Origin of the sequence: Streptococcus cristatus ATCC 51100, assembly GCF_011612585.1 — a bacterium.
GTDB classification, from domain to species: domain Bacteria; phylum Bacillota; class Bacilli; order Lactobacillales; family Streptococcaceae; genus Streptococcus; species Streptococcus cristatus_H.
This window is the reverse complement of sequence record NZ_CP050133.1, coordinates 1802210-1824566: the sequence shown is the minus strand read 5'-3', so window position 1 is coordinate 1824566 and position 22357 is coordinate 1802210. Positions and strand designations below refer to the sequence as shown.

General features: G+C 45.3%; 18 protein-coding genes and 2 pseudogenes. 10 read left to right on the top strand and 10 right to left on the bottom strand.

Annotated elements, in window-relative coordinates; all coding sequences use genetic code 11:
* Positions 1–3: 3 nt before the first annotated feature.
* The 6 genes and pseudogenes from HBA50_RS09075 to hutU all read right to left on the bottom strand — a co-directional run bounded on the left by HBA50_RS09075 (position 4) and on the right by hutU (position 7470).
* Positions 4–1357: pseudogene (locus tag HBA50_RS09075) on the bottom strand (APC family permease).
* Between the two features lie 75 nt (positions 1358–1432).
* Complete coding sequence (locus HBA50_RS09070) at positions 1433–2032, bottom strand: HutD/Ves family protein (RefSeq protein WP_045497975.1); 600 nt, start codon at positions 2030–2032, stop codon at positions 1433–1435.
* A 12-nt stretch (positions 2033–2044) separates the two neighbouring features.
* On the bottom strand, positions 2045–3718 hold the full coding sequence (locus HBA50_RS09065; protein ID WP_045497972.1) for a formate--tetrahydrofolate ligase: 1674 nt from the start codon (positions 3716–3718) through the stop codon (positions 2045–2047).
* Positions 3719–3784: 66 nt separating this feature from the next.
* Entirely contained in the window at positions 3785–4411 is a 627-nt protein-coding gene (locus HBA50_RS09060; protein WP_002926667.1) for a cyclodeaminase/cyclohydrolase family protein, read from the bottom strand.
* A gap of 14 nt (positions 4412–4425) precedes the next feature.
* The gene (ftcD, locus tag HBA50_RS09055; RefSeq protein ID WP_002903832.1) at positions 4426–5325 is read right to left on the bottom strand and encodes a glutamate formimidoyltransferase; all 900 of its coding nucleotides are present in this window, start codon (positions 5323–5325) and stop codon (positions 4426–4428) included.
* A gap of 114 nt (positions 5326–5439) precedes the next feature.
* Positions 5440–7470, bottom strand: a complete 2031-nt coding sequence (gene hutU, locus HBA50_RS09050; RefSeq protein ID WP_045497962.1) for a urocanate hydratase — start codon at positions 7468–7470, stop codon at positions 5440–5442.
* Between the two features lie 195 nt (positions 7471–7665).
* Here hutU and hutI point away from each other — a divergent pair, with 195 nt between their 5' ends.
* Complete coding sequence (hutI, locus tag HBA50_RS09045; protein WP_045497959.1) at positions 7666–8931, top strand: imidazolonepropionase; 1266 nt, start codon at positions 7666–7668, stop codon at positions 8929–8931.
* Positions 8932–9070: 139 nt separating this feature from the next.
* On the opposite strand, the gene HBA50_RS09040 is transcribed toward hutI, so the two are convergent.
* The 4 genes and pseudogenes from HBA50_RS09040 to sstT form a co-directional block, all read right to left on the bottom strand.
* Positions 9071–9490: a hypothetical protein gene (locus tag HBA50_RS09040; RefSeq protein WP_045497957.1), complete on the bottom strand. Its 420-nt coding sequence runs from the start codon at positions 9488–9490 to the stop codon at positions 9071–9073.
* The gene (locus tag HBA50_RS09035) at positions 9471–10379 is read right to left on the bottom strand and encodes a phosphodiester glycosidase family protein (protein WP_045497954.1); all 909 of its coding nucleotides are present in this window, start codon (positions 10377–10379) and stop codon (positions 9471–9473) included. Before HBA50_RS09035 ends, HBA50_RS09040 begins: the two co-directional genes overlap by 20 nt.
* The gene (locus tag HBA50_RS09030) at positions 10376–11425 is read right to left on the bottom strand and encodes a bifunctional glycosyltransferase family 2/GtrA family protein (protein ID WP_045497951.1); all 1050 of its coding nucleotides are present in this window, start codon (positions 11423–11425) and stop codon (positions 10376–10378) included. The genes HBA50_RS09035 and HBA50_RS09030 overlap by 4 nt, the downstream gene beginning before the upstream one ends.
* 323 nt (positions 11426–11748) lie before the next feature.
* A pseudogene (gene sstT / locus HBA50_RS09025) lies at positions 11749–12968 on the bottom strand (serine/threonine transporter SstT).
* Positions 12969–13131: 163 nt separating this feature from the next.
* Between sstT and HBA50_RS09020 the strand changes: the two are divergent.
* From HBA50_RS09020 to dnaJ, 9 genes are all read left to right on the top strand, one after another.
* Entirely contained in the window at positions 13132–14004 is an 873-nt protein-coding gene (locus tag HBA50_RS09020; protein WP_045497948.1) for a mechanosensitive ion channel family protein, read from the top strand.
* Between the two features lie 328 nt (positions 14005–14332).
* The gene (locus HBA50_RS09010) at positions 14333–15232 is read left to right on the top strand and encodes a helix-turn-helix transcriptional regulator (RefSeq protein WP_045497945.1); all 900 of its coding nucleotides are present in this window, start codon (positions 14333–14335) and stop codon (positions 15230–15232) included.
* Between the two features lie 61 nt (positions 15233–15293).
* Positions 15294–15908, top strand: a complete 615-nt coding sequence (locus tag HBA50_RS09005) for a GyrI-like domain-containing protein (protein WP_045497942.1) — start codon at positions 15294–15296, stop codon at positions 15906–15908.
* Positions 15909–15920: 12 nt separating this feature from the next.
* On the top strand, positions 15921–16472 hold the full coding sequence (locus HBA50_RS09000; protein WP_045497940.1) for a ClbS/DfsB family four-helix bundle protein: 552 nt from the start codon (positions 15921–15923) through the stop codon (positions 16470–16472).
* A gap of 193 nt (positions 16473–16665) precedes the next feature.
* A complete protein-coding gene (hrcA, locus tag HBA50_RS08995) occupies positions 16666–17700 on the top strand; it encodes a heat-inducible transcriptional repressor HrcA (RefSeq protein ID WP_045497939.1) in 1035 nt (344 codons plus the stop codon).
* A gap of 38 nt (positions 17701–17738) precedes the next feature.
* On the top strand, positions 17739–18305 hold the full coding sequence (gene grpE, locus HBA50_RS08990; RefSeq protein ID WP_045497938.1) for a nucleotide exchange factor GrpE: 567 nt from the start codon (positions 17739–17741) through the stop codon (positions 18303–18305).
* Positions 18306–18643: 338 nt separating this feature from the next.
* Positions 18644–20467 carry a molecular chaperone DnaK gene (dnaK, locus tag HBA50_RS08985; RefSeq protein WP_045497932.1) on the top strand — a complete coding sequence of 608 codons (1824 nt, stop codon included), beginning with the start codon at positions 18644–18646 and terminating at the stop codon, positions 20465–20467.
* A 51-nt stretch (positions 20468–20518) separates the two neighbouring features.
* Positions 20519–20848, top strand: a complete 330-nt coding sequence (locus HBA50_RS08980; protein ID WP_045497929.1) for a hypothetical protein — start codon at positions 20519–20521, stop codon at positions 20846–20848.
* Between the two features lie 315 nt (positions 20849–21163).
* Positions 21164–22297: a molecular chaperone DnaJ gene (gene dnaJ / locus HBA50_RS08975; protein ID WP_045497925.1), complete on the top strand. Its 1134-nt coding sequence runs from the start codon at positions 21164–21166 to the stop codon at positions 22295–22297.
* Positions 22298–22357 lie beyond the last annotated feature (60 nt).

Here is a 22357-nt window from a genome sequence, read left to right as displayed (position 1 = left end):
GATTCATTCTCCTTTTTGTTCAAGAACTTTATTTTTACAAATCAGTACTATGTAGATATAGTAGACTGCGCTGGCGACAAGGACACCGATGAGACCATAGACATAGTTCATTGGATTTTCACCCCCAAATCATGACGAGGCTGACTAGAACTGCCAAAATTGGAATGACTGGACCAAATGGAACGCGGAAGACCACTTTTTTATCTGGATATTTCTTTCTCAATACCAATACGGCTAGAGCAGTTGGGATGTATTGGAAGAAGCGGAAGACTACGCTGAGAGCCGCTAATACTTCAAATGTTCCTGTAAAGAGTAGGGCGATGGACAAAAGTCCAGAGATAATAATGGCAATTACAGGGGCGTTTTTAGCGTTGGTTTCAGCGATTTTTTTAGGTAACAAGCCTTCATCTGCAATGGCTGCACCATAACGTGGGACCATGATAGATTCCCCGATGTTAAGTCCAGCAATAGAGATCAGCGCTCCGATAGAAACAATCCATGCTCCAGCAGGGCCAATCATTTCGACAAAGGCGTCTTGCACAGAGGCATCTGTTTGTAGGATTCGGCTACCTAGCATGGCGATAGTTCCTGCGATAATCAGCATATAGAGAACTGATACAATACTGATAGAGCCCAAAATAGCCCGAGGCACATTCTTTTCTGGGTTGCGCATTTCACCAGCAACGATAGACATGGTTTCAAAACCGATGAAACCGTAGAAGATATAGATAGCTGTACTAGAGATGGCTTTCATGATATCTACGCCAGGTTCTAGCTGAACAAACGGAGTGAAGTTTCCTTTGTCAATTCCTCCTTTGATGAAGAAAATCGCACATAGACTGAAAGCAACAATTGGGATGAGCTTGGCTACGGTTGCGGTCAAGGTGAACATTTTAGAAGTCTTAAGACCTGAGATATTCATCAGACTGAGTAGGATAATCAGGCTCACACTGAGTAGAAGTTCATAGGGGGCAAAGGATTTAAAAGTAATGACAAAAAGTCTCGCAAATCCTGCTGCCATTGCTGACCAAGCGATGATGGTAACCGCCCAGCCTAGGAAGCCAACATTAAATCCGACAAAGTCCCCAAAGGCTGCTTTGGAATATTGGAAGGCTCCGCCGTTTTTATTAAAATAACCAGCAGTTTCTGCCAAGCAGACGGCTAATAGAATAACGAGGAGGGCAGTTCCCAGCATGACAGCTAGAGAAGCAGGACCCAGTCCTTTATAAATCTTTTGAGGCAGGAGGAAAATTCCTGAACCGATAACAGCATTGATACCATAGAGAGTAGCGCCAGAAAAGCTGAATTTCGCATTTTCTCGCTCTTGTTCTTGTGCAGTGAGTTTAGTCGCATTCATAATAATGTTTCTCCTTTAGAGATGTGGGATCCTTTCCAAGTAAAGATAGAACGATGATAGGGCATCCTTGTATCTTTACTTAGTAGGGATGTGGGTCAAACCAGCCCATATAGCAAGGGGAGCACCCTTTGGCTGGTTACTCGAAAACATTATTTGTAGCTCAGTTTCCTGAGTCTCTTTTTCCACTATCAGAAGTTGCCCTGTCTCTAGATTAAGCGATGGCAGATCTGTTCCTGTCACCATCAGATCACTCAAGGCGTAGATAAATTGAATTGCTTCATCTTGACTAAGCTCTTGTCCATCCGATATGGCAATCATCTGTCCCTGATAATGGTCGCTGTAGATTAAGTTAAAGTCGGTACAAGTCCCACGACTTGTGATAGAATCACTCCCTTCGAAAAAATAGGGGGTGAAGGGAGCTAGAACCGTTTCCTCCTGCCGACTGGCATTGTGGAGATGAAGTGTGTGGTCCAGGCTCATGAGAATGCGGTGAAAGCCGCTGAGGTCAGAAAACTGACTTTCAGCCAACTCCACAGTCGCTGTTGAGAGCCGATAGTCAAAGTCACGCTTGCTATAGTGGCCAGTTGGCGGGGAAAGATAAAGTTGCTTCGTCTTTCCCCCTGACCAATCGGAAACTTGAAAATCGTTTGATTTTAGAAGGGTTACATTTGTCATTTTTGGTATTTATTAGAACAAACCGCTGATATTGCCGTCTTTGTCAACATCAATCTTTTCGCTGGCTGGCACCTTAGGCAGTCCTGGCATGGTCATGATCGCACCAGTCAGAGCAACGATAAAGCCTGCACCAGCAGAAACTTTGAGCTGGCTGATCGTCACGACAAAGTCTTTAGGAGCGCCCAGTTTCTTAGCATCGTCTGAGAAAGAATACTGCGTCTTAGCCATACAGATAGGATAGTTGGAGAAGCCCAGTTCTTCCAGTTGTTTGAGCTCGCGTTTAGCAGCAGGAGTCAGGCGAACGCCCTTACCTCCGTAAACCTTAGTAACAATTTTGTTCAGCTTGATCTCGATGGAGTCCTCTTCATTATATACAAATTGGAAGTGATTGTCTCCTTCGGCCAGTTCCACGACTTTTTCAGCCAACTCTTTACCGCCGGCTCCGCCATTTGCCCAGACGTCGGAAATCACTACGTCAACGCCGCGTTTTTGGCAGGCGTCATAAACTGCTTGCAATTCTGCTTCGGTATCCAGAGGGAATTTATTGATGGCAACGACTGCTGGCAATCCATAAACATCTTGAATGTTTTCCAGATGTTTTTCTAAGTTTGGCAGCCCATCTACAACGGCTTGGACATTTTCTTCAGCCAAATCACTCTTAGCCACACCACCGTGCATCTTGAGAGCGCGGATAGTAGCAACCAGAACTACAGCCGATGGACGAAGGCCAGATGTACGACACTTGATATCAATGAATTTTTCAGCACCCAGGTCAGCACCGAAACCAGCTTCGGTGACTGCATAGTCGCCATATTTGAGAGCTAGTTTGGTAGCTAGGACACTGTTACAGCCATGAGCAATGTTAGCAAAAGGTCCACCGTGAATCAAGGCTGGTGTGTGTTCCAGAGTTTGAACCAAGTTTGGATGGATGGCGTCTTTGAGGACAGCAGCCATAGCGCCACCAGCTTTCAGATCCTTAGCAGTTATTGGCTTACCTTCAAAGCTGTAGCCAATGATGATTTTTTCCAAACGGTTCTTGAGATCGGTGATATTTTCTGACAGACAGAGAATAGCCATAACCTCAGAAGCAACTGTAATGTCAAAACCATCTTCACGCGGAACACCGTTGACCTTACCCTGCAAGCCATCCACAATGTGGCGCAACTGCCGGTCATTCATATCAACTGCCCGCTTCCAAGTGATGCGGCGAGAGTCGATGCCTAAGGCATTGCCATGGTGGATGTGGTTGTCAATGAGGGCCGCCAGCAGGTTGTTGGCAACACCGATGGCATGAAAGTCACCAGTGAAGTGGAGGTTGATGTCCTCCATGGGCACAACTTGAGCGCGTCCACCACCAGCAGCTCCGCCCTTGATACCAAAGACAGGTCCGAGTGAAGGTTCCCGCAGAGCGATAACGGCTTTTTTACCGATAGCAGCTAGAGCATCGACCAATCCGACAGAAGTCGTTGTCTTGCCTTCTCCGGCTGGTGTCGGAGAAATAGCTGTCACGAGAATCAGTTTACCGTCTGGCTTGTCTTTTAAGGCCTCTAGTTGGCCGGCACTGATTTTTGCCTTGTAATTTCCATAAAGAGACAAGGCGTTTTCAGCAATTCCTAGTTTTTCTGCCACCTCTTTGATGGGCTTCATTTGAACCGAATTGGCAATTTCAATATCTGATAAAACCATATTGTCACCTCTTGAGAAGAGGAAGTCCATTCACAGGAAAGAGTGAACTTCTCTTCCGTTTATCTATTAGACAACTTTCAAAATTTCTTGATAAATTTCATCGGCTAGAGCGCAGCCTTTTTGTAGGAGCTCTTCACCCTTGCTGCGGTAGTCTGCGACAAAAGCTTCATCCTTGACACCTGACAGGTTGATGAGGACATTGAGCCAAGCCCCTTGCAAACCAGCCTTAAGGTTGAGAGCTGCGACTCCCAGGTCGCTGGCAGCATTGGTATTGGACTTGCCGACAGCCTTTTGAGTTGTTTGTAGGGCAGCCAAGATGTCTTCCATCATGCCATAAGGTGACTTGGTCGCTTCCTTGAGGGCTTGCTGCATAGCTTCCCGACGGGCAGCCTTGTCTTCCTCCGTTTCCTTAGGCATATCAAAGACGGCGGAGACTAGATTGAATGCTTCAGTGTCCTTGTCAATAGCTGCGAGTAGGCTTTCTTGCAGGCGTGCACTTTCTGCGTGCACTTGAGCAATTTCTGCTTCAAATTCTGCGTATTTTTTCTTGCCAAGGGTTAATTCGCAAACCATCTTAGTCAGGGAAATACCGTTGGCTGCTGAAAGAGCAGCGGCAGAGCCGCCTCCTGGTGCAGGAGCATCTGAGCCTAGGACTTGGGCAAATTCTGTCAAGCTTAAATCTACTAATTTCATAGGTTTCTGTCCTCCTAGCCCAGCAAATGGTTTTCCAGAACTTGCTTGCCATAGTCAAAGTCTTCGATTTGCAGATAGTATTCTGCTGCGTCAATCAAAGCCTTGGCTGGTGCCAAACCGATGACCTCGGAGCCGAGGATTCCAACTCCGTAGCGCTTGGCTTCAAAGCGAACAGTTTCAAAGACACGATAGAGTGGGAATTTTTCCAGATTGACCATGTTGATAGAAACCTGAGCAATGTTGCGGTCTTCCAGCATAACGCCAATCGCTTTACAGTACTTGTAACCACCGCTTGATCCACGGATGATTTTGGCAATATTGTTGGCAATTTCCAGATTGTCTGTATCCAAGTTGATATTGTAGGCGATGAGCGGCATTCTAGCACCGACAGCAGTAACACCAGCAGTTGGGTGAATCTTTCTTTCACCGTAGTCAGGCGCCCAGTCTGGTTCCAAGAGTTTTTCAGGCATGCCTTCAAACTGTCCTTTACGAACCTTAGCCAAGTTCTTACGCTCAGGACGAGTCGCTGCATCTTCATAGAGGAAGATAGGAATACCGAGCTCACGATTGATCCGCTCAGATACGGTCTTCGCAATTTCTACGCATTCCTCACTTGTGATGTCCTTGATCGGTACAAAAGGCAGGACATCAGTTGCGCCCATACGAGGGTGTTCACCCTGGTGCTTGGTCAAGTCAATATTTTCAGAAGCGTATTTAACCAAACGGAAGGCAACTTCCTGAATGTTTTGGTCATCACCGACCAAGGTAAAGACGCTGCGATTGTGGCTGGCATCAGAAGAGTGGTCCAAAAGTGTTACGCCTGGCACGCTCTTAGCTACTTCCACTAGACCGTCAATGACCGCTTGGTTGCGGCCTTCAGAAAAGTTAGGAATACATTCAACAATTTTTGCCATAAGATATTACCTCGTGTTATATGTTATTAAAATTAAAAAGTGAATAAAGTGGAACTTCCAGCTGAGCTAGGTGTGAGGCCTAGCTCAGGTCGGAAGTTGGGGGACAAGTTTTTCTTATTCGAACAACTTCTTAACAGATTCTTTGACCAAATCTTCGTCAGTTAAGTATGGAATGGTAATGTGGTCTGTTCCTTGGTGGAGACGGTTGTACTCGATAGCTGTCTCAATAGCATGCTCATTGCGAGCCCAGTTACGACGTGCAACTCCGCCGATTGTATCCCAAGCGATAGCAGATTTGATGATTTCATCAATACGTTCACTACCGTCTAATACCAAGCCAAAGCCACCGTTGATTGCTTTACCGATACCAGTTCCGCCACCGTTGTGGAGAGCTACCAGGCTCATACCGCGAGCTGCGTTACCAGCGTAACATTGCACAGCCATGTCGCAGGTAACATTAGAACCGTCCTTGATATTAGAAGTTTCACGGAATGGAGAGTCAGTACCAGATACGTCGTGGTGGTCGCGACCGATCATGACAGGACCAATCTTGCCTTCGCGGACTAATTCATTGAACTTGAGGGCGATATTGACACGACCCATACAGTCTTGGTAGAGAATCCGAGCCTGAGTTCCAACAACTAGCTGGTTCTTTTCTGCATCGCGAATCCAGTTGTAGTTGTCGCGGTCTTGATAGCGGCGGTTAGGGTCGATCACTTCCATAGCTGCATGGTCGGTAGCGACTAGGTCTTCGTGTTTACCGCTCAGACATACCCAACGGAAAGGACCATAACCATAGTCAAAGAGCATTGGGCCCATGATATCTTCTACATAAGATGGCCAAATGAAGCCGTCTTTATCGTCAAAGCCATTCTTAGAAATTTCCTTGATGCCAGAGTCATAGACTGCCTTCATAAAGGCATTACCGTAGTCAAAGAAGTAGGTACCGTTGCTAGTCAGGGTCTTGATTGCCTTGAAGTGACGTTCCAAGGTTTGGTCAACAAGCTTAGCAAAGCTTTCCTTGTCTTCAGCCAGGAGGCGAGTCCGTTCTTCAAAGCTGATACCAGCCGGACAGTAGCCGCCGTCGTAAACATTGTGGCAAGAAGTTTGGTCAGATAACAAATCCACATGGATGTTATGTTCGTTGACGTATTCCAAGAGGTCTACGATGTTACCGTGATAGGCAATAGAAGTTGATTCGCCAGCTTCCAGAGCTTTTTGAGCCAAGTCGATTGCTTCTTTTGGACTTTCAGCCAATTGGCTAATCCAGCCTTGGGAGTGGCGGGTTTCAATCCGAGATTGGTCTACTTCAGCTATGATTGCTACTGCTTTAGCAATTTCAGCTGCTTTCCCTTGAGCTCCACTCATGCCACCCAGACCAGAAGAAATGAAGAGTTTGCCAGTCAGGTCGCCGTCGTCAGCCACACCCAGTTTCAAACGTCCAGCATTGAGGAGGGTGTTGAAAGTGCCATGGACGATACCTTGAGGACCGATGTACATCCAGCCGCCAGCTGTCATTTGACCATAGTTGGTCACGCCCATTTCTTCTGCAATTTCCCAGTCCTTCATATTGTCATATTCACCGACCAAGAGGCCGTTAGTGATGATAACACGAGGTGCTTCTGGTTTGGACTTGAAGAGTCCGAGCGGGTGGCCAGATTCTACGACCAGGGTTTGATGGTCGGTCATGACTTCCAAGTATTTCTTGATCAGGTTGTACTGCATCCAGTTAGCGCAGACAGATCCAGTTTCCCCATAAGTAACCAATTCATAAGGATAAAGGGCGATTTCAAAGCTCAGGTTGTTGTCAATCATGACCTGCATAGCCTTAGCTGCGGTACAGTTCCCTTTGTACTCGTCAATTGGTTTGCCGTAGATGCGTTCTTTTGGACGCCAGCGGTAACCATAAATCCGTCCGCGAGTTTTCAGCTCTTCCAGAAATTCTGGAATCACTTCCTCATGGAATCTCTTTGGAATATAGCGAAGGGCATTTTTAAGAGCAATTTCGGTTTGAGCTTGAGTCAAACGGAAGCCCCGATCGGGTGCTCGACGGATGCCTTCTTGGAAAACCGTTTTTTCAGGTAATACATCGTCTAATTTGACGGTCATTGCTGCTGCAATATCTTGTTCGCTGTAGAATGACATGTTTATTTCCTCCTTGTAAAATAACTTAAGATTTGACCTTATTTTATAACAGCGCCGTCAGTACAAAGTCAAGAAAATATTCCCAGAGATAAAAAATATCAATATATCTAATATATATTGGTTTTTGACTATAATTTGACGATAGTGTATTATGATGGAAAGCGAATAAGTTGGAAAATGAATGGAGGAACAAGCATGACTGCTGATTTACTATTAACTCACTTTAATCAAGTCTTCTGTCCCAAGGATCTCGGACATCCCCTTTTTGGTGAGGAGATGAAGGAAGCTCAGGTCTTGGAGGACGGCTACATTGCAGTCAAAGACGGTAAAATCCTAGCAGTTGGCAGTGGAGAGCCGAATGCCAGTCTAGTTGGACCAGATACTAAGATTCAGTCTTATGAGGGTAAGATTGCGACGCCCGGCTTAATCGACTGTCACACTCACTTGGTCTATGGCGGTAGCCGAGAGCATGAATTTGCTAAGAAATTAGCCGGTGTCCCCTATCTGGAAATTCTAGCCCAAGGCGGTGGTATTCTCAGTACAGTCCGGGCGACGCGAGAAGCTTCTTTTGATACTCTCTACGATAAGTCCAAGAGACTGCTGGACTATATGCTGCTTCATGGGGTGACGACTGTTGAGGCCAAGAGTGGCTACGGTCTGGACTGGGAAACAGAGAAGCGCCAGCTGGATGTTGTTGGGGCTCTGGACCGTGACCATGATATTGATTTAGTTTCGACCTTTATGGCTGCCCACGCCGTTCCACCAGAATACAAAGGACGCTCTCAGGAATATCTGGAGCTCATCGTTGAGGAAATGCTGCCTCGGGTAAAAACAGAAAATCTAGCTGAGTTCTGTGATATTTTCTGTGAAAAAGGCGTCTTTACAGCTGACGAATCACGGTACCTGCTTTCTAAGGCTGAGGAAATGGGCTTCAAGCTTCGTATCCATGCTGATGAAATTGAATCTATCGGCGGGGTAGATGTAGCAGCTGAGCTAGGAGCAACGAGTGCAGAGCACTTGATGGTAGCGACTGATGAGGGCATTCGTAAGATGGCAGAAGCCAAAGTTATCGGCAATCTCCTGCCAGCGACTACCTTCAGTCTGATGGAAGATACCTATGCACCAGCCCGCAAGATGCTGGAAGCTGGTATGGCCATTACCCTGACCACCGACAGTAATCCGGGCTCTTGTCCGACAGCTAACCTGCAGTTCGTCATGCAGCTGGGCTGCTTTATGATGCGCCTGACACCAGTGGAAGTTCTTAATGCTGTAACCATCAATGCGGCCTACTCAGTTAACCGTCAAGATAAGATTGGCAGCTTTGATACTGGCAAGCAGGCTGACATTACCATCCTAGACGCTAAGAATATTGACTATCCACTTTATTTCTTTGCTACCAACCTGACCCATCAGGTTTATAAGGCAGGCAAGTTGGTTGTTGATCAGGGTAGAATCGTCTAATTTTACAAGTCAGTCCCATTTCCACTTAATGGCAAAGATTTTCTTAGAAGTTCTATTGTTGATTATAAAAAAAAAGCAGATTTGTGTTCAAGAAAAGGTCGTGGCTTAAACACCACGACCTTTCTGTTTTTTTATGAGATTAGGATGTTGAGCTGGTCTCTTTATTTACCCACACACTGCGCGTAACGACCATGGAGAATAGTGCCAGAGCTACAAAGCCTGCTCCTACGTACCAGTAGGGTATGTCCAGTGTCGTGGAGCGCCCAGATAGGTTGACAATTCCACGAAAGAGCATGCCGGCTGTCATGGTGGCTACAGCTGAGTTCCAGAGGTTAAGGCTGAGCCGAGAGAGGTTAGGAATGGTCTTCATAAAAAGCAGGAGGAGGCTGCCCCCAACGAGAGGAAGAGCAAAGAGATAGTGCATGTGGACAGATGTTTCCCCGAAGCTGAAGGATTCATAGATTCTGCTGAAAGCAAAGAAGAAAATTGTTAGCAGGATGTAGGAAACAGCTGTTTTTTTGAAACGTTTTTTGCTGGGATTAGTAACCGATGTAGACAATGTCGCTCACCGCCCTTTCTGAAATATTTCCGTTGGTGGTAGGCTTGTTAATGACCTGACCGTTGAAGTACATAGTGGACGAGCCGCCACCGTCAAGATTGTAGGCAGTCTTGACGCCATAAGATTTCATGACTTCAGCCATTTCATAGAGGGAAAGTCCCTGACTTTCTGAAGTGCGTCCGTCTGAAACGGTGATGATATAGTGGTTTTCGTCAATGATGCCGATAGATGTCCGTGGATTGGAAGCCATAGACTGGCCAACTTCGGACTTGGTATTCACGACAATTTCGCCATTTTCTACGAGGGCTGGTCCGAAGGCTAGGAGATTGACCACACCGTCTTCGACTAGCTGGTCGGCAGAGATTTCATTTTCGTAAATGATTTTAAAGGAGCCGTCTTTGTAAATGGCCAAATCCCCATTGCTGGCGTCCTCTCGGACGGTATCACGGTAGACGACACCGTTGCGGATAACATAGCCGGTAGAATTGGCACCGTAGTAGTCGCCGTTAACCGCTAGAATAGCCTTGTTATTAGCGGCCGTTTCTGAAGTCTTGGCGGTGACATTGGTTCCGTAGGTGTTGTTGGCAAGGGCTGTTTTCAAATATTCAGCGGAGCTGACGGTCACATCAGCGATGTAGACTTGGGTATTGTTGACGGTCTTTTCAGTCAGCGTGACCGAGATGTTACCGTCTGAATAGCTGGTATCTGTCACTGTGGCTGTTTCTGCAGCCTTGCTGGCAGCCTCGGCATTGGACGTCGAAGCGGTATTGGAGACTGTGGAAATAGTTTCAGCAATGACGAAGGTTTTCAGCATGGAGTAGCTGAAGGAAGCTGTCAGAAGCAGGCCGAAAATGGAGGCGTAGGCATAGCCTTTCTTTAAAAATTTCATAACGCAGTGTGTGTCCTTTCCTTAAAAATAAATTTCTTTTGGACCATCCAGGAGACGGTGAAGAGTAAGATGCCGACGATGATCTTGACAATCAGAAGGTTGAGACCAAAGACAGCATAGAAGAGACGAATCAGCAGTGTGTCTAGGATAAAGAGCACCAGAGCTAGGCTGAAATAGCCAGTTCCTGTCTTGAGTATACTGTCGTCGTTCTTAAAGACCAGTTTTTTATTGGTCGAATAGTTGAAGACCGAGCTTGTCACGCGGGCAATCCCGTTGGCTAAAAGAATTCTCAGGCTGATTGGGGCAGCAGCCAAAAATAAGAGAGCTAGTGCGTAGACCATGTAGTCCACGATGAAACTGCTGAGAGAAGTCAGGGCAAATTTAAAAATATTTTTATAAATCATGAGCCCATCTCTAACAGGTCGGAAGTGCGAGCCTTGATTATCATTGATATAGACCGTCTCAATGGGCACTTCCAAAATGGGATATTCCTTACTGGCTTTTAGGAGCATGTTCATTTCGTACTCATAGCGCTGACCTTCTACCTTCAGCATAAAGGGGATCATGTTGGTCGTAAAGGCTCGTAAGCCTGTCTGCGTATCGGAGACAGCTACGCCAGTCTGGGCTTTGAAGAGAGCCCGAGTCAGACTGTTGCCGAAGCGGCTACGCAGAGGCACCTTGCCAGTAAAGGCGCGTGCTCCCAGAATCAGCTGATTGGGATTTTTAGCAGCCTTGGTCGCCACACGGAAAATATCCCAGACCTTGTGCTGGCCATCCGCATCTGCTGTGATGACCGTTCCGTATTGACCCAGAGACTGGATGTAGGTGAAGGCAGTTTTCAGCGCTTGCCCCTTGCCTTGATTGTTCTTGTGATGGAGGACAGTCGCATATTGTTCAGCCTTGTCAAAGACTGTCTGGCGCTTGGCTGAGCTACCGTCATCGATAACAATGATATGAAAATCACTCTTGCTCTGAATTTTTTGAATCAGTTTAATCAAATTATAATCGGGCTCGTAAGCCGGAATCACTAGATAGTCCATATCCATACCTCTTTCTTAGATGATGTGTAGAAAGTATACAGATTGCGGCTTAAAGCTAGCTGATATCAGTTATCTTTAAGAAAAAGTTAAATCTTCTTTAAGGAAAGAGTGAGGAAAGTATCTCGTAGGACAAAATAAAAAAACTGAGAGTGGGACAGAAATCGGTAATTCGTTAGAATTCGATTTCGTCGTCCCACCTCCGCACAGTTGAGTAGGGCTGTAAAAGCCGATGAAATCAGCGTAGTAGAGCCCCCCAACCACTGCGTCTTGCTCGACAATCCAAAGACAATTGAGAGGCTAGGACTTTTGTCCCAGCCTCAGCGCTTTGTTTAATAACGTTTTTCTTTGGGCCAGGTGCTCATTTCAGCAACAGCTGTAAAAAGCACGTCTGTGGATGAGTTGAGGGCGGTTTCGCAAGAGTCTTGGATGACGCCGATGACAAAGCCAACGCTGACGACTTGCATAGCCAGATCATTTGGGATGCCAAAGAGGCTACAAGCCACAGGGATCAGGAGAAGTGATCCTCCAGCCACTCCAGAAGCCCCGCAGGCGGAAATGGCTGCAACGACGCTAAGCACCAGTGCTGTTCCAAAGTCCACTTGGATGCCTAGTGTATTGGCCGCTGCGAGGGTCAGCGTGTTGATTGTCACCGCTGCTCCTGCCATGTTGATAGTAGAACCGAGTGGGATAGAGACCGAGTAGGTTTCAGGATTGAGGCCTAAATCTCGACACAGTTTCATATTAACAGGGATATTGGCAGCCGAACTGCGAGTGAAAAAGGCAGTGACACCACTGACTTTTAAGCAGCGCCAAACCAGTGGATAAGGATTCTTCCGAAGCATAATGAAGACAATCAAGGGGTTAACGACCAGCGCAACAAGGGCCATGGAACCCAGTAATAGGAGAAGGAGCATGCCGTAGCTTTTGAGTGCTTCAAATCCTTTGCCAGAAATGGTCGTGTACACCAGCCCTAAAATACCAAAGGGAGCCAGATTGATAATCCATTCGACAATCTTCGAAGTAATATCTGCCAGTGTTTTCAAAAGTTCTTTACTTTGCTGACTTGCTTCTCGCATGGCCACTCCAAAGACAACTGCCCAAGACAGAATGCCGATATAATTGGCCTTGGTCAAAGCGTTGATCGGATTATCGACAAGGTTGAGGAGGAGATTGCTCAGAACTTGGCCGATGACTTCTGGGGGACTAACTTCCGAGCTAGCTGCGGTCAGCTCGATGGTCACAGGGAAAATATAATTGGCAAGGACAGCGACAAGGGCAGCCGCAAAAGTCCCGATTAGATAGAGGATAATGACGGTTTTTATATTGCTCTTCTGCCCCCTTTTTGGTGCTGAGAGAGGGCATTGGCAACGAGAGTGAAAACGAGCAGCGGTGCGATAGCTTTTAGGCCACCGACAAAGATTTGGCCGAGGAGGCTAATGGCGCTGGCTTGTGGGAAAATAAGAGCCAGCAGGGCGCCTGTGACAATCCCAATAGAAATCCGTTTGATAAGATTGGCGCGATTCCAAGCAGAAAGAATTCGATGAAACATAGGAGCTCCCTTTCTAAAATAAACTGCTTTCCATTATACGCTAGAGGTCGTATAAAATCAATGTTTTTTAGTATTCGCTATGCAGAATAAGGCTGCTTTGATGCCTATCTGTCGCCCTTTGTGGTATAATGAATAAGATTTTTGTATCTCATGGGAGGAAAGAATGACAGCTAATGGGAATGTTTTCACGCGCTATTTCCAGCAATTCAACTGGTCAGCTATTTTGGATGACGTGTTTTCAAAATTCGTCTCCTTGGTCTTTTTGTGTGTACTATTTTGGGTGGCTAAGAAAATTCTCCATCTTTTTGTGACTAGACTGATTGCGCCGTCTTTGAAATTATCTCGGCAGGATGTCGCTCGGCAAAAGACCATTATGCGCTTAATTGAGAATTTACTCAATTATGTACTTTATTTTCTCTTGTTCTATTGGGTTTTATCCATTTTGGGCTTGCCGGTCTCAAGTCTTTTAGCTGGGGCAGGGATTGCTGGTGTGGCAATTGGGATGGGAGCGCAGGGCTTTCTGTCCGACCTAGTCAATGGTTTCTTTATTCTCTTAGAGCGTCAATTGGATGTAGGGGACAATGTTCGCTTGACCAATGGTGCTATCAATATCGCAGGAACGGTTGTCAGTGTTGGGATTCGGACTACGCAGGTACGCGATGCGGACGGAACTCTTCACTTTGTGCCCAATCGAAATATCACCGTTGTCAGCAATCTTTCTCGTGGCGATATGCGAGTTCTGATTGATATTCCTATCTATGCTGAGACGGATTTGGATGAGATTTATCGGATTATTGCTGCTGTCAATCAGGAAGCTGTGCCTGAACATCCAGAAGTTTTGAAGGAACCTGATATTTTGGGACCGCAAATGACTGCGAGCGGGCAGTTTTACTTTCGGATTAGTTTAATCGTTGCAAGCGGTATGCAGGCGAGCCTGTACCATATTTTCTACAAGCTCTACCATGAAGCCTTGCTAAAAGAGGGGGTGGCTTTGCCAACATTTGCTCCTGTCGCAGGAAATAATGGTAAAGCTTAGTAGTAGTCGGGGAAACAAAGGCAAATAACATCTATCGGAAATAAGGTTTTTAATCACTAAAAGAGGCTGGGACAAAAGTCCTAGCCTTTCAATTGTCTTTGGAATGTCGAGCAAGACGCAGTGGTTGAGTGGGCTCTACTACGCTGATTTCATCAGCTTTTACAGCCCTACTCAACTGTGCGGAGGTGGGACGACGAAATCGAATTCTAACGAATTACCGATTTCTGTCCCACTCTCTTTTTCATTACAGCTTATCCGAGGTTTAACCCGCTTAAATATGACATGCTGTGGCAAGTATTGTATAATAGGAAGAGGAGAAGGAGCAAGCATGCAGAATAATCGACTATTTCGGATATTGTACTACATTTTGGAGAGAGGGAAAGTGACTGCAACGGAGCTAGCAGAGAAATTTGAAGTTTCGGTTCGGACTATTTATCGAGACGTGGACTCTCTTAGCAGCGCTGGGATTCCGATTTATACCATGCAAGGAAAAGGTGGCGGCATAGAAATCGCAGAGGATTTTGTCTTGCGGAAGTCCCTGCTGACAGCGGAGGAGAAAGAGCAGATCATGGCGGCCCTGCAAGGTCTGGGCAGCACCAGTCAGCTTTACCAAAGTGACCTACTTACAAAGCTTTCAGCGCTTTTTCAAATTAAAAATCCCAACTGGATCGAAATCGATTTTAATCACTGGCAAAACGATAAAGCATATGAAGCTACCTTTCATCAACTAAAAACTGCAATTCTAGGCAAGCACCTTGTTTCTTTTTCTTACTTTGCTAGTGATGAGCGGGAGACAAGCCGTCGTGTCAAGCCTGTACGCTTGTTGTTTAAAAATCAGAGTTGGTACCTCTATGCTTTCTGCCTCTTGCGACAGGAATTCAGGTATTTTAAACTATCTAGGATGAAAAATCTGGAGCGGCTGGATGAAAAGTTTGAGGACAGCTTTGAAGATGTCGTCTTGGAAAAGGAACTGACCTATGAAAATACCATTAAGTTGACAGTCAAGTTTGATCGCAAAGTGGCCTTCAGGGTTTATGATGAACTAAGCGGAGACATTCGGACAGATGCGGAAGGAAATTTATATACAGAAATCGAGATTCCCAACGATCACCGTTTGTACAGTTACATCCTGTCCTTTGGAGACTCTGTGGAGGTCTTAGATCCGCCCGAAATCCGAGTGAAAATGAAAGAAATACTTTCTAGGTTGATAGAAAAATATAAAACTTGACATAGGGTGTCAGGTATCTTCTTGTATACTAATAGATAAGAAGAGAGAAGGGGGGAGCAAGATGAAATATGAATGGAGAAAAAGCGAGAAAGGCCTTTATGGAGCCAAGAAAAAGCCAGAGCTGGTAGAGGTGCCAAGTCAACAGTTCATTGTGATCGAAGGAGCGGGCGATCCCAATGAAGCGGATTTCTCCGAGCGGGTATCTGCCCTTTATTCGCTGGCCTATTCCGTAAAAATGCTCTTTAAATCCGTGATGAAAAACGAGGCGGAGGACAAGGTGACTGATTTCACGGTTTATCCTTTGGAAGGAATCTGGGAAAAAGCTGCTGGGGAAGGCTTCGATAAAAGTCAACTTCGCTATCAGCTCATGATTCAGCAGCCCAATGTCATCGATCAGGATATATTTGCGGCAGCGCTTGAGAATGTCCGCAAGAAAAAGCCTAATCCCCTCTATGACGACATTTGTTTGCAGAGCTTGCCAGAGGAGCGGGCCATTCAGGTCTTACACATAGGAAGTTATGACAGTGAGCCGGCCTCTTTTGAGAAAATGGCTGAGCTGGCAAACAGCTTGGGACTGGAGAGATGCGACCACGTTCACAGAGAGATTTACTTGAGCAACAAAAATAGGACACCAGAAGAAAAGTTTAAAACCATCTTAAGGTATTCCGTCAGATAGGAGGAATTTGTCATGCCAAGACCTACAACAAAAAAAGATTTGCTGGCTGCAGCTACAGAAAATTTTGAAAAACTCAATCTGCTCATTTCGAACATGACAGCAGAAGAGTTGGCGAGGCCCTTTGATTTTTCAAAGGATGAGAAAAAGAAAGAAGCTCACTGGAAGCGCGATCGGAATCTGAGGGATGTCTTAATCCATCTTTATGAATGGCACCAGCTGCTACTCGACTGGGTGCAGGCCAATCAAAGGGGAGAAGAGAAGTCCTTCCTGCCTGCTCCCTACAATTGGAGAACTTATGGTGAGATGAATGTCGCATTTTGGGAAAAGCACCAGCAGACCTCTCTTGAGGAGGCAAGTTCTTTGCTGGCTAGTTCGCATAGAGATGTCCTGGACCTAGCCGCAACCTTGACCAATGAAGAATTGTTTTCCAAGGGAGTTTATAAATGGACAGGCGGAACGACCTTGGGTTCTTATTTTGTCAGCTCTACATCCAGCCACTATGATTGGGCTATGAAAAAGCTTAAAGCTCATCAAAAGAATTGTAAAGTGAATCCTGTCCAATAAAGTTTTCTAGGACTTGAGACTGATTTTTAGCACTCTTGCAAAAAGAGTGCTAATTTTTTGAGTTTTTGTCTTGACATTCATTTTTAAGAGTGTATAATAGAATCATAATTTAGCACTCGATGCATTAGAGTGCTAAATATAAAAAATAAAATCTCGCCAGTGGCTGGAAATTTTCTAAAGAGAGGTGAGGTCCTTGGTAACAGAACGCCAAAATGAGATTTTAAATCTAATTATTGATATCTTTACCAAGACGCATGAGCCTGTCGGTTCTAAAGCCTTGCAAGAGTCTATCCAGTCTTCGAGTGCTACCATCCGTAATGACATGGCAGCCTTGGAAAAGGAAGGGTTACTAGAAAAGGCTCATACATCGAGTGGTCGCAAGCCCAGTGTCGCTGGTTTCCAGTATTTTGTCCGTCATTCCTTGACCTTTGATCAGCTAGCGGAAAATGAGCTCTACGAAGTTGTCAAAGCTTTCGACCAAGAGTTCTTCAAGCTGGAGGATATCCTGCAGCGGGCAGCGGACGTCTTGGCAGAGTTGAGTGATTGCACAGTTGTAGCTCTTGACGTCGAGCCTAGTCGGCAACGGCTGACAGCTTTTGATATCGTTGTTATTAGCCAGCATGCAGCCTTAGCTGTCTTTACTCTGGATGAGTCCAATACTCTGACCAGTCAGTTCATGATTCCTAGGAATTTTCTCCAGGATGACCTACTGCGCTTAAGGGATATGATTCAGGAGCGCTTTCTGGGACAGACGGTCTTAGATATCCACTACAAGATTCGGACGGAGATTCCGCAGATTATCCAGCGTTACTTTACGACGACGGACAATGTTCTCGATCTCTTTGAGCATATTTTTGCTCAGATGTTTTCGGAAAAAGTAGCTGTAGCTGGTAAGGTTCAGTTGCTACGTTTTGCGGATCTTGAGGCTTATCAGTTCTTTGATGATCGTCAGAAGGTAGCTTTTGAAATCCGTGATAGTCTAGCTGAGGATCAGATGCAAAATGTCCGTGTTGCGGATAGTCAAGAGGACTGTCTGGCCAATCTAACCTTGATTTCCAGCAAATTTTTAATTCCCTATCGAGGTTTTGGTATGCTGGCAGTGGTCGGTCCAGTCAATCTGGATTACCAAAAGGTGGTCAGTCAGCTCAATGTTGTCAATCGAGTCTTGACGATGAAACTCACAGATTTCTACCGATATTTGAGTAGTAATCATTATGAGGTGAGTTGAACATGAAATTACATAAATTCCTAAAAAGGAGGCGAAAAATGTCTGAGGAAATAAAAAACGAAGAAGTAAAAGAAGAGGAAGTGGTAGAAGCTACTGAAGAAGCTGTCGAAACCGTTGAAGAAGCTGTCGAAACCGTTGAAGAAGCGGATGAAACTACTCCTGAAAAATCAGAACTAGAACTAGCAAATGAGCGTGCAGAAGACTTTGAAAATAAATACCTTCGCGCTCATGCAGAAATGCAAAACATCCAACGTCGTGCCAATGAAGAACGCCAACTCTTGCAACGCTATCGTAGCCAAGATTTGGCAAAAGCGATTCTCCCTTCTTTGGACAACCTAGAGCGTGCCCTTGCCGTTGAAGGATTGACAGACGACGTCAAAAAAGGCTTGGAAATGGTACAAGAAAGCTTGATTCATGCTCTTAAAGAAGAAGGAATTGAAGAAATCGCAGCGGACGGAGTATTTGACCATAACTATCACATGGCCATCCAAACTCTCCCAGCAGACGATGAACACCCAGCAGACACCATCGCCCAAGTCTTCCAAAAAGGCTACAAACTCCATGACCGCATCCTAAGACCAGCTATGGTGGTAGTATATAACTAGGCGGTAAGTCAGAAATCTGTGATTTCGTTGACGCACCCCCGAAAGGGTGATTAGGCTGGTCACGAGCGTTTGCGAAGTGAACTGCCAATCAGCTACTGCGTAAACCTTGTCCGAAATGACAATAAACTATGAATGAAGATAAGAGGCAAGCCAGAGGCTTGCAAAACCGATATTTTCCGCCGTGGTGAGAATTTCAGTAGCTTGTGCTACTGAAACAGGGGATTTTTGAGACCTTAGGCTCAAAAATAAGTGATGAAATCCCGTAGGGAGTTGCTCACGTCCCCACCACTTAAGGAAAATATCAAAAAATAGAAGAAAAAACTTAAGGAGAAAAACACATGTCTAAAATTATCGGTATTGACTTAGGTACAACAAACTCAGCAGTTGCAGTTCTTGAAGGAACTGAAAGCAAAATCATCGCAAACCCAGAAGGAAACCGCACAACTCCATCTGTAGTGTCATTCAAAAATGGTGAAATCATCGTTGGTGATGCTGCAAAACGCCAAGCAGTGACAAACCCAGATACAGTGATCTCTATCAAATCCAAAATGGGAACTTCTGAAAAAGTTTCTGCGAACGGTAAAGAATACACTCCACAAGAAATCTCAGCTATGATCCTTCAATACTTGAAAGGTTATGCTGAAGAGTACCTTGGTGAAAAAGTTACTAAAGCAGTTATCACAGTTCCAGCTTACTTCAACGATGCTCAACGTCAAGCAACTAAAGATGCTGGTAAAATCGCTGGCCTTGAAGTAGAACGTATCGTTAACGAACCAACTGCAGCAGCCCTTGCTTACGGTTTGGACAAGACTGACAAAGAAGAAAAAATCTTGGTATTCGACCTTGGTGGTGGTACATTCGACGTATCTATCCTTGAACTCGGTGATGGTGTCTTCGACGTATTAGCAACTGCAGGGGACAACAAACTCGGTGGTGACGACTTTGACCAAAAGATTATCGATCACTTGGTAGCAGAATTCAAGAAAGAAAACGGTATTGACTTGTCTACTGACAAGATGGCAATGCAACGTTTGAAGGATGCAGCTGAAAAGGCTAAGAAAGACCTTTCAGGTGTAACTTCAACACAAATCAGCTTGCCATTCATCACTGCGGGTGAAGCTGGTCCTCTTCACTTGGAAATGACCTTGACTCGTGCGAAATTTGACGATTTGACTCGTGACCTTGTAGAACGTACAAAAGTTCCAGTTCGTCAAGCCCTTTCAGATGCAGGTTTGAGCTTGTCAGAAATCGACGAAGTGATCCTTGTTGGTGGTTCAACTCGTATCCCAGCCGTTGTAGAAGCTGTGAAAGCTGAAACTGGTAAAGAACCAAACAAATCAGTAAACCCTGATGAAGTGGTTGCTATGGGTGCGGCTATCCAAGGTGGTGTCATCACTGGTGACGTGAAAGACGTTGTTCTTCTTGACGTAACGCCATTGTCACTTGGTATCGAAACAATGGGTGGTGTCTTCACAAAACTGATCGACCGTAACACAACAATTCCAACATCTAAATCACAAGTCTTCTCAACAGCAGCAGACAACCAACCAGCCGTTGATATCCACGTTCTTCAAGGTGAACGCCCAATGGCAGCGGATAACAAGACTCTTGGACGTTTCCAATTGACAGACATCCCAGCTGCACCTCGTGGAATTCCTCAAATCGAAGTAACATTTGACATCGACAAGAACGGTATCGTATCTGTTAAGGCTAAAGACCTTGGAACTCAAAAAGAACAAACAATTGTCATCCAATCTAACTCAGGCTTGACTGATGAAGAAATCGACCGCATGATGAAAGATGCAGAAGCAAACGCTGAAGCAGATAAGAAACGTAAAGAAGAAGTTGACCTTCGTAACGAAGTAGACCAAGCAATCTTTGCGACTGAAAAGACAATCAAGGAAACTGAAGGCAAAGGCTTCGATGCAGAACGTGATGCTGCACAAGCTGCCCTTGATGACCTTAAGAAAGCGCAAGAAGACAACAACTTGGACGAAATGAAAGCGAAACTCGAAGCATTGAACGAAAAAGCTCAAGGACTTGCTGTTAAACTCTACGAACAAGCCGCAGCAGCTCAACAAGCTCAAGCAGGAGCAGAAAGCGCACAAGCAACAGGAAACGCAGGCGATGACGTCGTAGATGGAGAGTTTACGGAGAAGTAAGATAACTCAGTGGATTATTTTAGTCATAGCTCAGAGAATGAGGAGGATTGAATGAAGGTTAATAAGTTGATTCGCGAGCTTAAGAAAAAAGATTCCTCTATAGTAGAAAGTGATACTTCAGGGTCAGATTACATTTCCTTGCAATGTGTAACTAACAAAGGTAAAAAAAGAAAGTTTCTAGAGATTCGTAACAGAAAAAATGGAGACATAACTATCCTAAAATGTGAAATAGATACTTTTTTATCTGTTAGGACAAATTCAAAAGTAGTTAAGGCTGGTGTGCCTATTAATAAACAAGTTTATTTTGATAATGATGTTGAAGAGGAAAACATTGTAAATATTGCAGTTGCTAGTTATGAGAAAGTCAAGAGTAGGTATTGACATATGTTAATTCTGGTCAAATTTTAGTTATAGATTAAAGATAACATTGCACAGAGGTTGTAACCCAGCCTCTGTTTTTCGGTAAGAAAAGAGTTGGAACGTAAATTTTTGGTTTTTCTTTAAACTAAGTTAGAAAGGAACTGAACCCGACCTAAATCGAGGTTTCGTTCCGAAATATTAACAGAAAGGAACAAAGAGTGTTCGTAATTGAACCCGAGCGGAAAGCTTGGAAATTAGATAAACCTCCTAAGAAATCAGAATTTCTTGTTGGTTTCCTAAATTTCGGTCGCTTTCTGTTCGCTCTTGGTATCTTAAATGAACAATACTGAATTTTATGATCGTTTAGGTGTCTCTAAGAATGCTTCTCAGGATGAGATTAAGAGAGCCTATCGGAAATTATCTAAAAAATATCACCCAGATATCAATAAGGAGCCTGGGGCGGAAGATAAATATAAGGAAGTCCAGGAGGCTTATGAAACGCTGAGCGATGAGCAAAAGCGGGCTGCCTATGACCAATACGGCGCGGCAGGTGCCAATGGTGGCTTTGGCGGTGGCGCAGGCGGCTTCGGTGGCTTTGACGGTTCTGGTTTTGGTGGTTTCGAAGATATCTTTTCTAGCTTCTTTGGCGGTGGCGCGACTCGTAATCCAAACGCTCCGCGTCAAGGAGATGATCTCCAGTATCGGGTAAATCTCCGCTTTGAAGAGGCTATTTTCGGTACAGAAAAAGAAGTTAAATACAATCGTGAAGCTAGCTGTCGGACTTGTCATGGTTCAGGTGCTAAGCCAGGAACTAGCCCAGTAACTTGTGGTCGCTGTCACGGCTCTGGTGTTATTAACGTCGATACTCAGACACCGCTAGGTATGATGCGTCGTCAAGTAACCTGTGACGTCTGTCATGGTCGCGGACAAGAAATCAAAAGTCCATGCGAAACCTGCCATGGAACGGGACACGAAAAGCAAGCGCATAGCGTTCATGTAAAAATTCCAGCTGGTGTAGAAACAGGTCAACGAGTTCGCTTGGCAGGTCAAGGTGAGGCAGGCTTTAATGGCGGTCCTTATGGAGACTTGTATGTAGTGGTGAACGTTGAACCAAGCGATAAATTTGAGCGTGACGGTTCTACCATTTACTACAAGCTCAACCTCAACTTTGTGCAAGCAGCTCTGGGCGACAGTGTGGAAATCCCAACTGTGCATGGAAATGTTGAATTGACAATTCCAGAGGGAACCCAGACTGGCAAACGTTTCCGTCTGCGTGGTAAGGGAGCACCAAATCTGCGCGATGGAAGTGTAGGTGATCAATATGTCACTGTCAATGTCGTAACGCCGACAGGCCTCAATGACCGTCAAAAGGCGGCTCTTAAGGATTTTGCGGCGGCTGGAGACATCACAGTGAGCCCTAAGAAGAAAGGCTTCTTTGATAAGATGAAAGATGTCTTTGAAGGGGAATAATGAAGGATAGGCTAGGGCAAAAGTCCTAGCCTATCAATTGTCTTTGGAATGTCGAGCAAG

What these genes read in the sequence shown, in the direction of transcription:
- HBA50_RS09070 (WP_045497975.1), bottom strand. Translation starts at nt 2,032, where the DNA reads ATGACAAATGTAACCCTTCTAAAATCAAACGATTTTCAAGTTTCCGAT.
- HBA50_RS09065 (WP_045497972.1), bottom strand. Translation starts at nt 3,718, where the DNA reads ATGGTTTTATCAGATATTGAAATTGCCAATTCGGTTCAAATGAAGCCC.
- HBA50_RS09060 (WP_002926667.1), bottom strand. Translation starts at nt 4,411, where the DNA reads ATGAAATTAGTAGATTTAAGCTTGACAGAATTTGCCCAAGTCCTAGGC.
- ftcD (WP_002903832.1), bottom strand. Translation starts at nt 5,325, where the DNA reads ATGGCAAAAATTGTTGAATGTATTCCTAACTTTTCTGAAGGCCGCAAC.
- hutU (WP_045497962.1), bottom strand. Translation starts at nt 7,470, where the DNA reads ATGTCATTCTACAGCGAACAAGATATTGCAGCAGCAATGACCGTCAAA.
- hutI (WP_045497959.1), top strand. Translation starts at nt 7,666, where the DNA reads ATGACTGCTGATTTACTATTAACTCACTTTAATCAAGTCTTCTGTCCC.
- HBA50_RS09035 (WP_045497954.1), bottom strand. Translation starts at nt 10,379, where the DNA reads ATGAAATTTTTAAAGAAAGGCTATGCCTACGCCTCCATTTTCGGCCTG.
- HBA50_RS09030 (WP_045497951.1), bottom strand. Translation starts at nt 11,425, where the DNA reads ATGGATATGGACTATCTAGTGATTCCGGCTTACGAGCCCGATTATAAT.
- HBA50_RS09020 (WP_045497948.1), top strand. Translation starts at nt 13,132, where the DNA reads ATGACAGCTAATGGGAATGTTTTCACGCGCTATTTCCAGCAATTCAAC.
- HBA50_RS09010 (WP_045497945.1), top strand. Translation starts at nt 14,333, where the DNA reads ATGCAGAATAATCGACTATTTCGGATATTGTACTACATTTTGGAGAGA.
- HBA50_RS09005 (WP_045497942.1), top strand. Translation starts at nt 15,294, where the DNA reads ATGAAATATGAATGGAGAAAAAGCGAGAAAGGCCTTTATGGAGCCAAG.
- HBA50_RS09000 (WP_045497940.1), top strand. Translation starts at nt 15,921, where the DNA reads ATGCCAAGACCTACAACAAAAAAAGATTTGCTGGCTGCAGCTACAGAA.
- grpE (WP_045497938.1), top strand. Translation starts at nt 17,739, where the DNA reads ATGTCTGAGGAAATAAAAAACGAAGAAGTAAAAGAAGAGGAAGTGGTA.
- dnaK (WP_045497932.1), top strand. Translation starts at nt 18,644, where the DNA reads ATGTCTAAAATTATCGGTATTGACTTAGGTACAACAAACTCAGCAGTT.
- HBA50_RS08980 (WP_045497929.1), top strand. Translation starts at nt 20,519, where the DNA reads ATGAAGGTTAATAAGTTGATTCGCGAGCTTAAGAAAAAAGATTCCTCT.
- dnaJ (WP_045497925.1), top strand. Translation starts at nt 21,164, where the DNA reads ATGAACAATACTGAATTTTATGATCGTTTAGGTGTCTCTAAGAATGCT.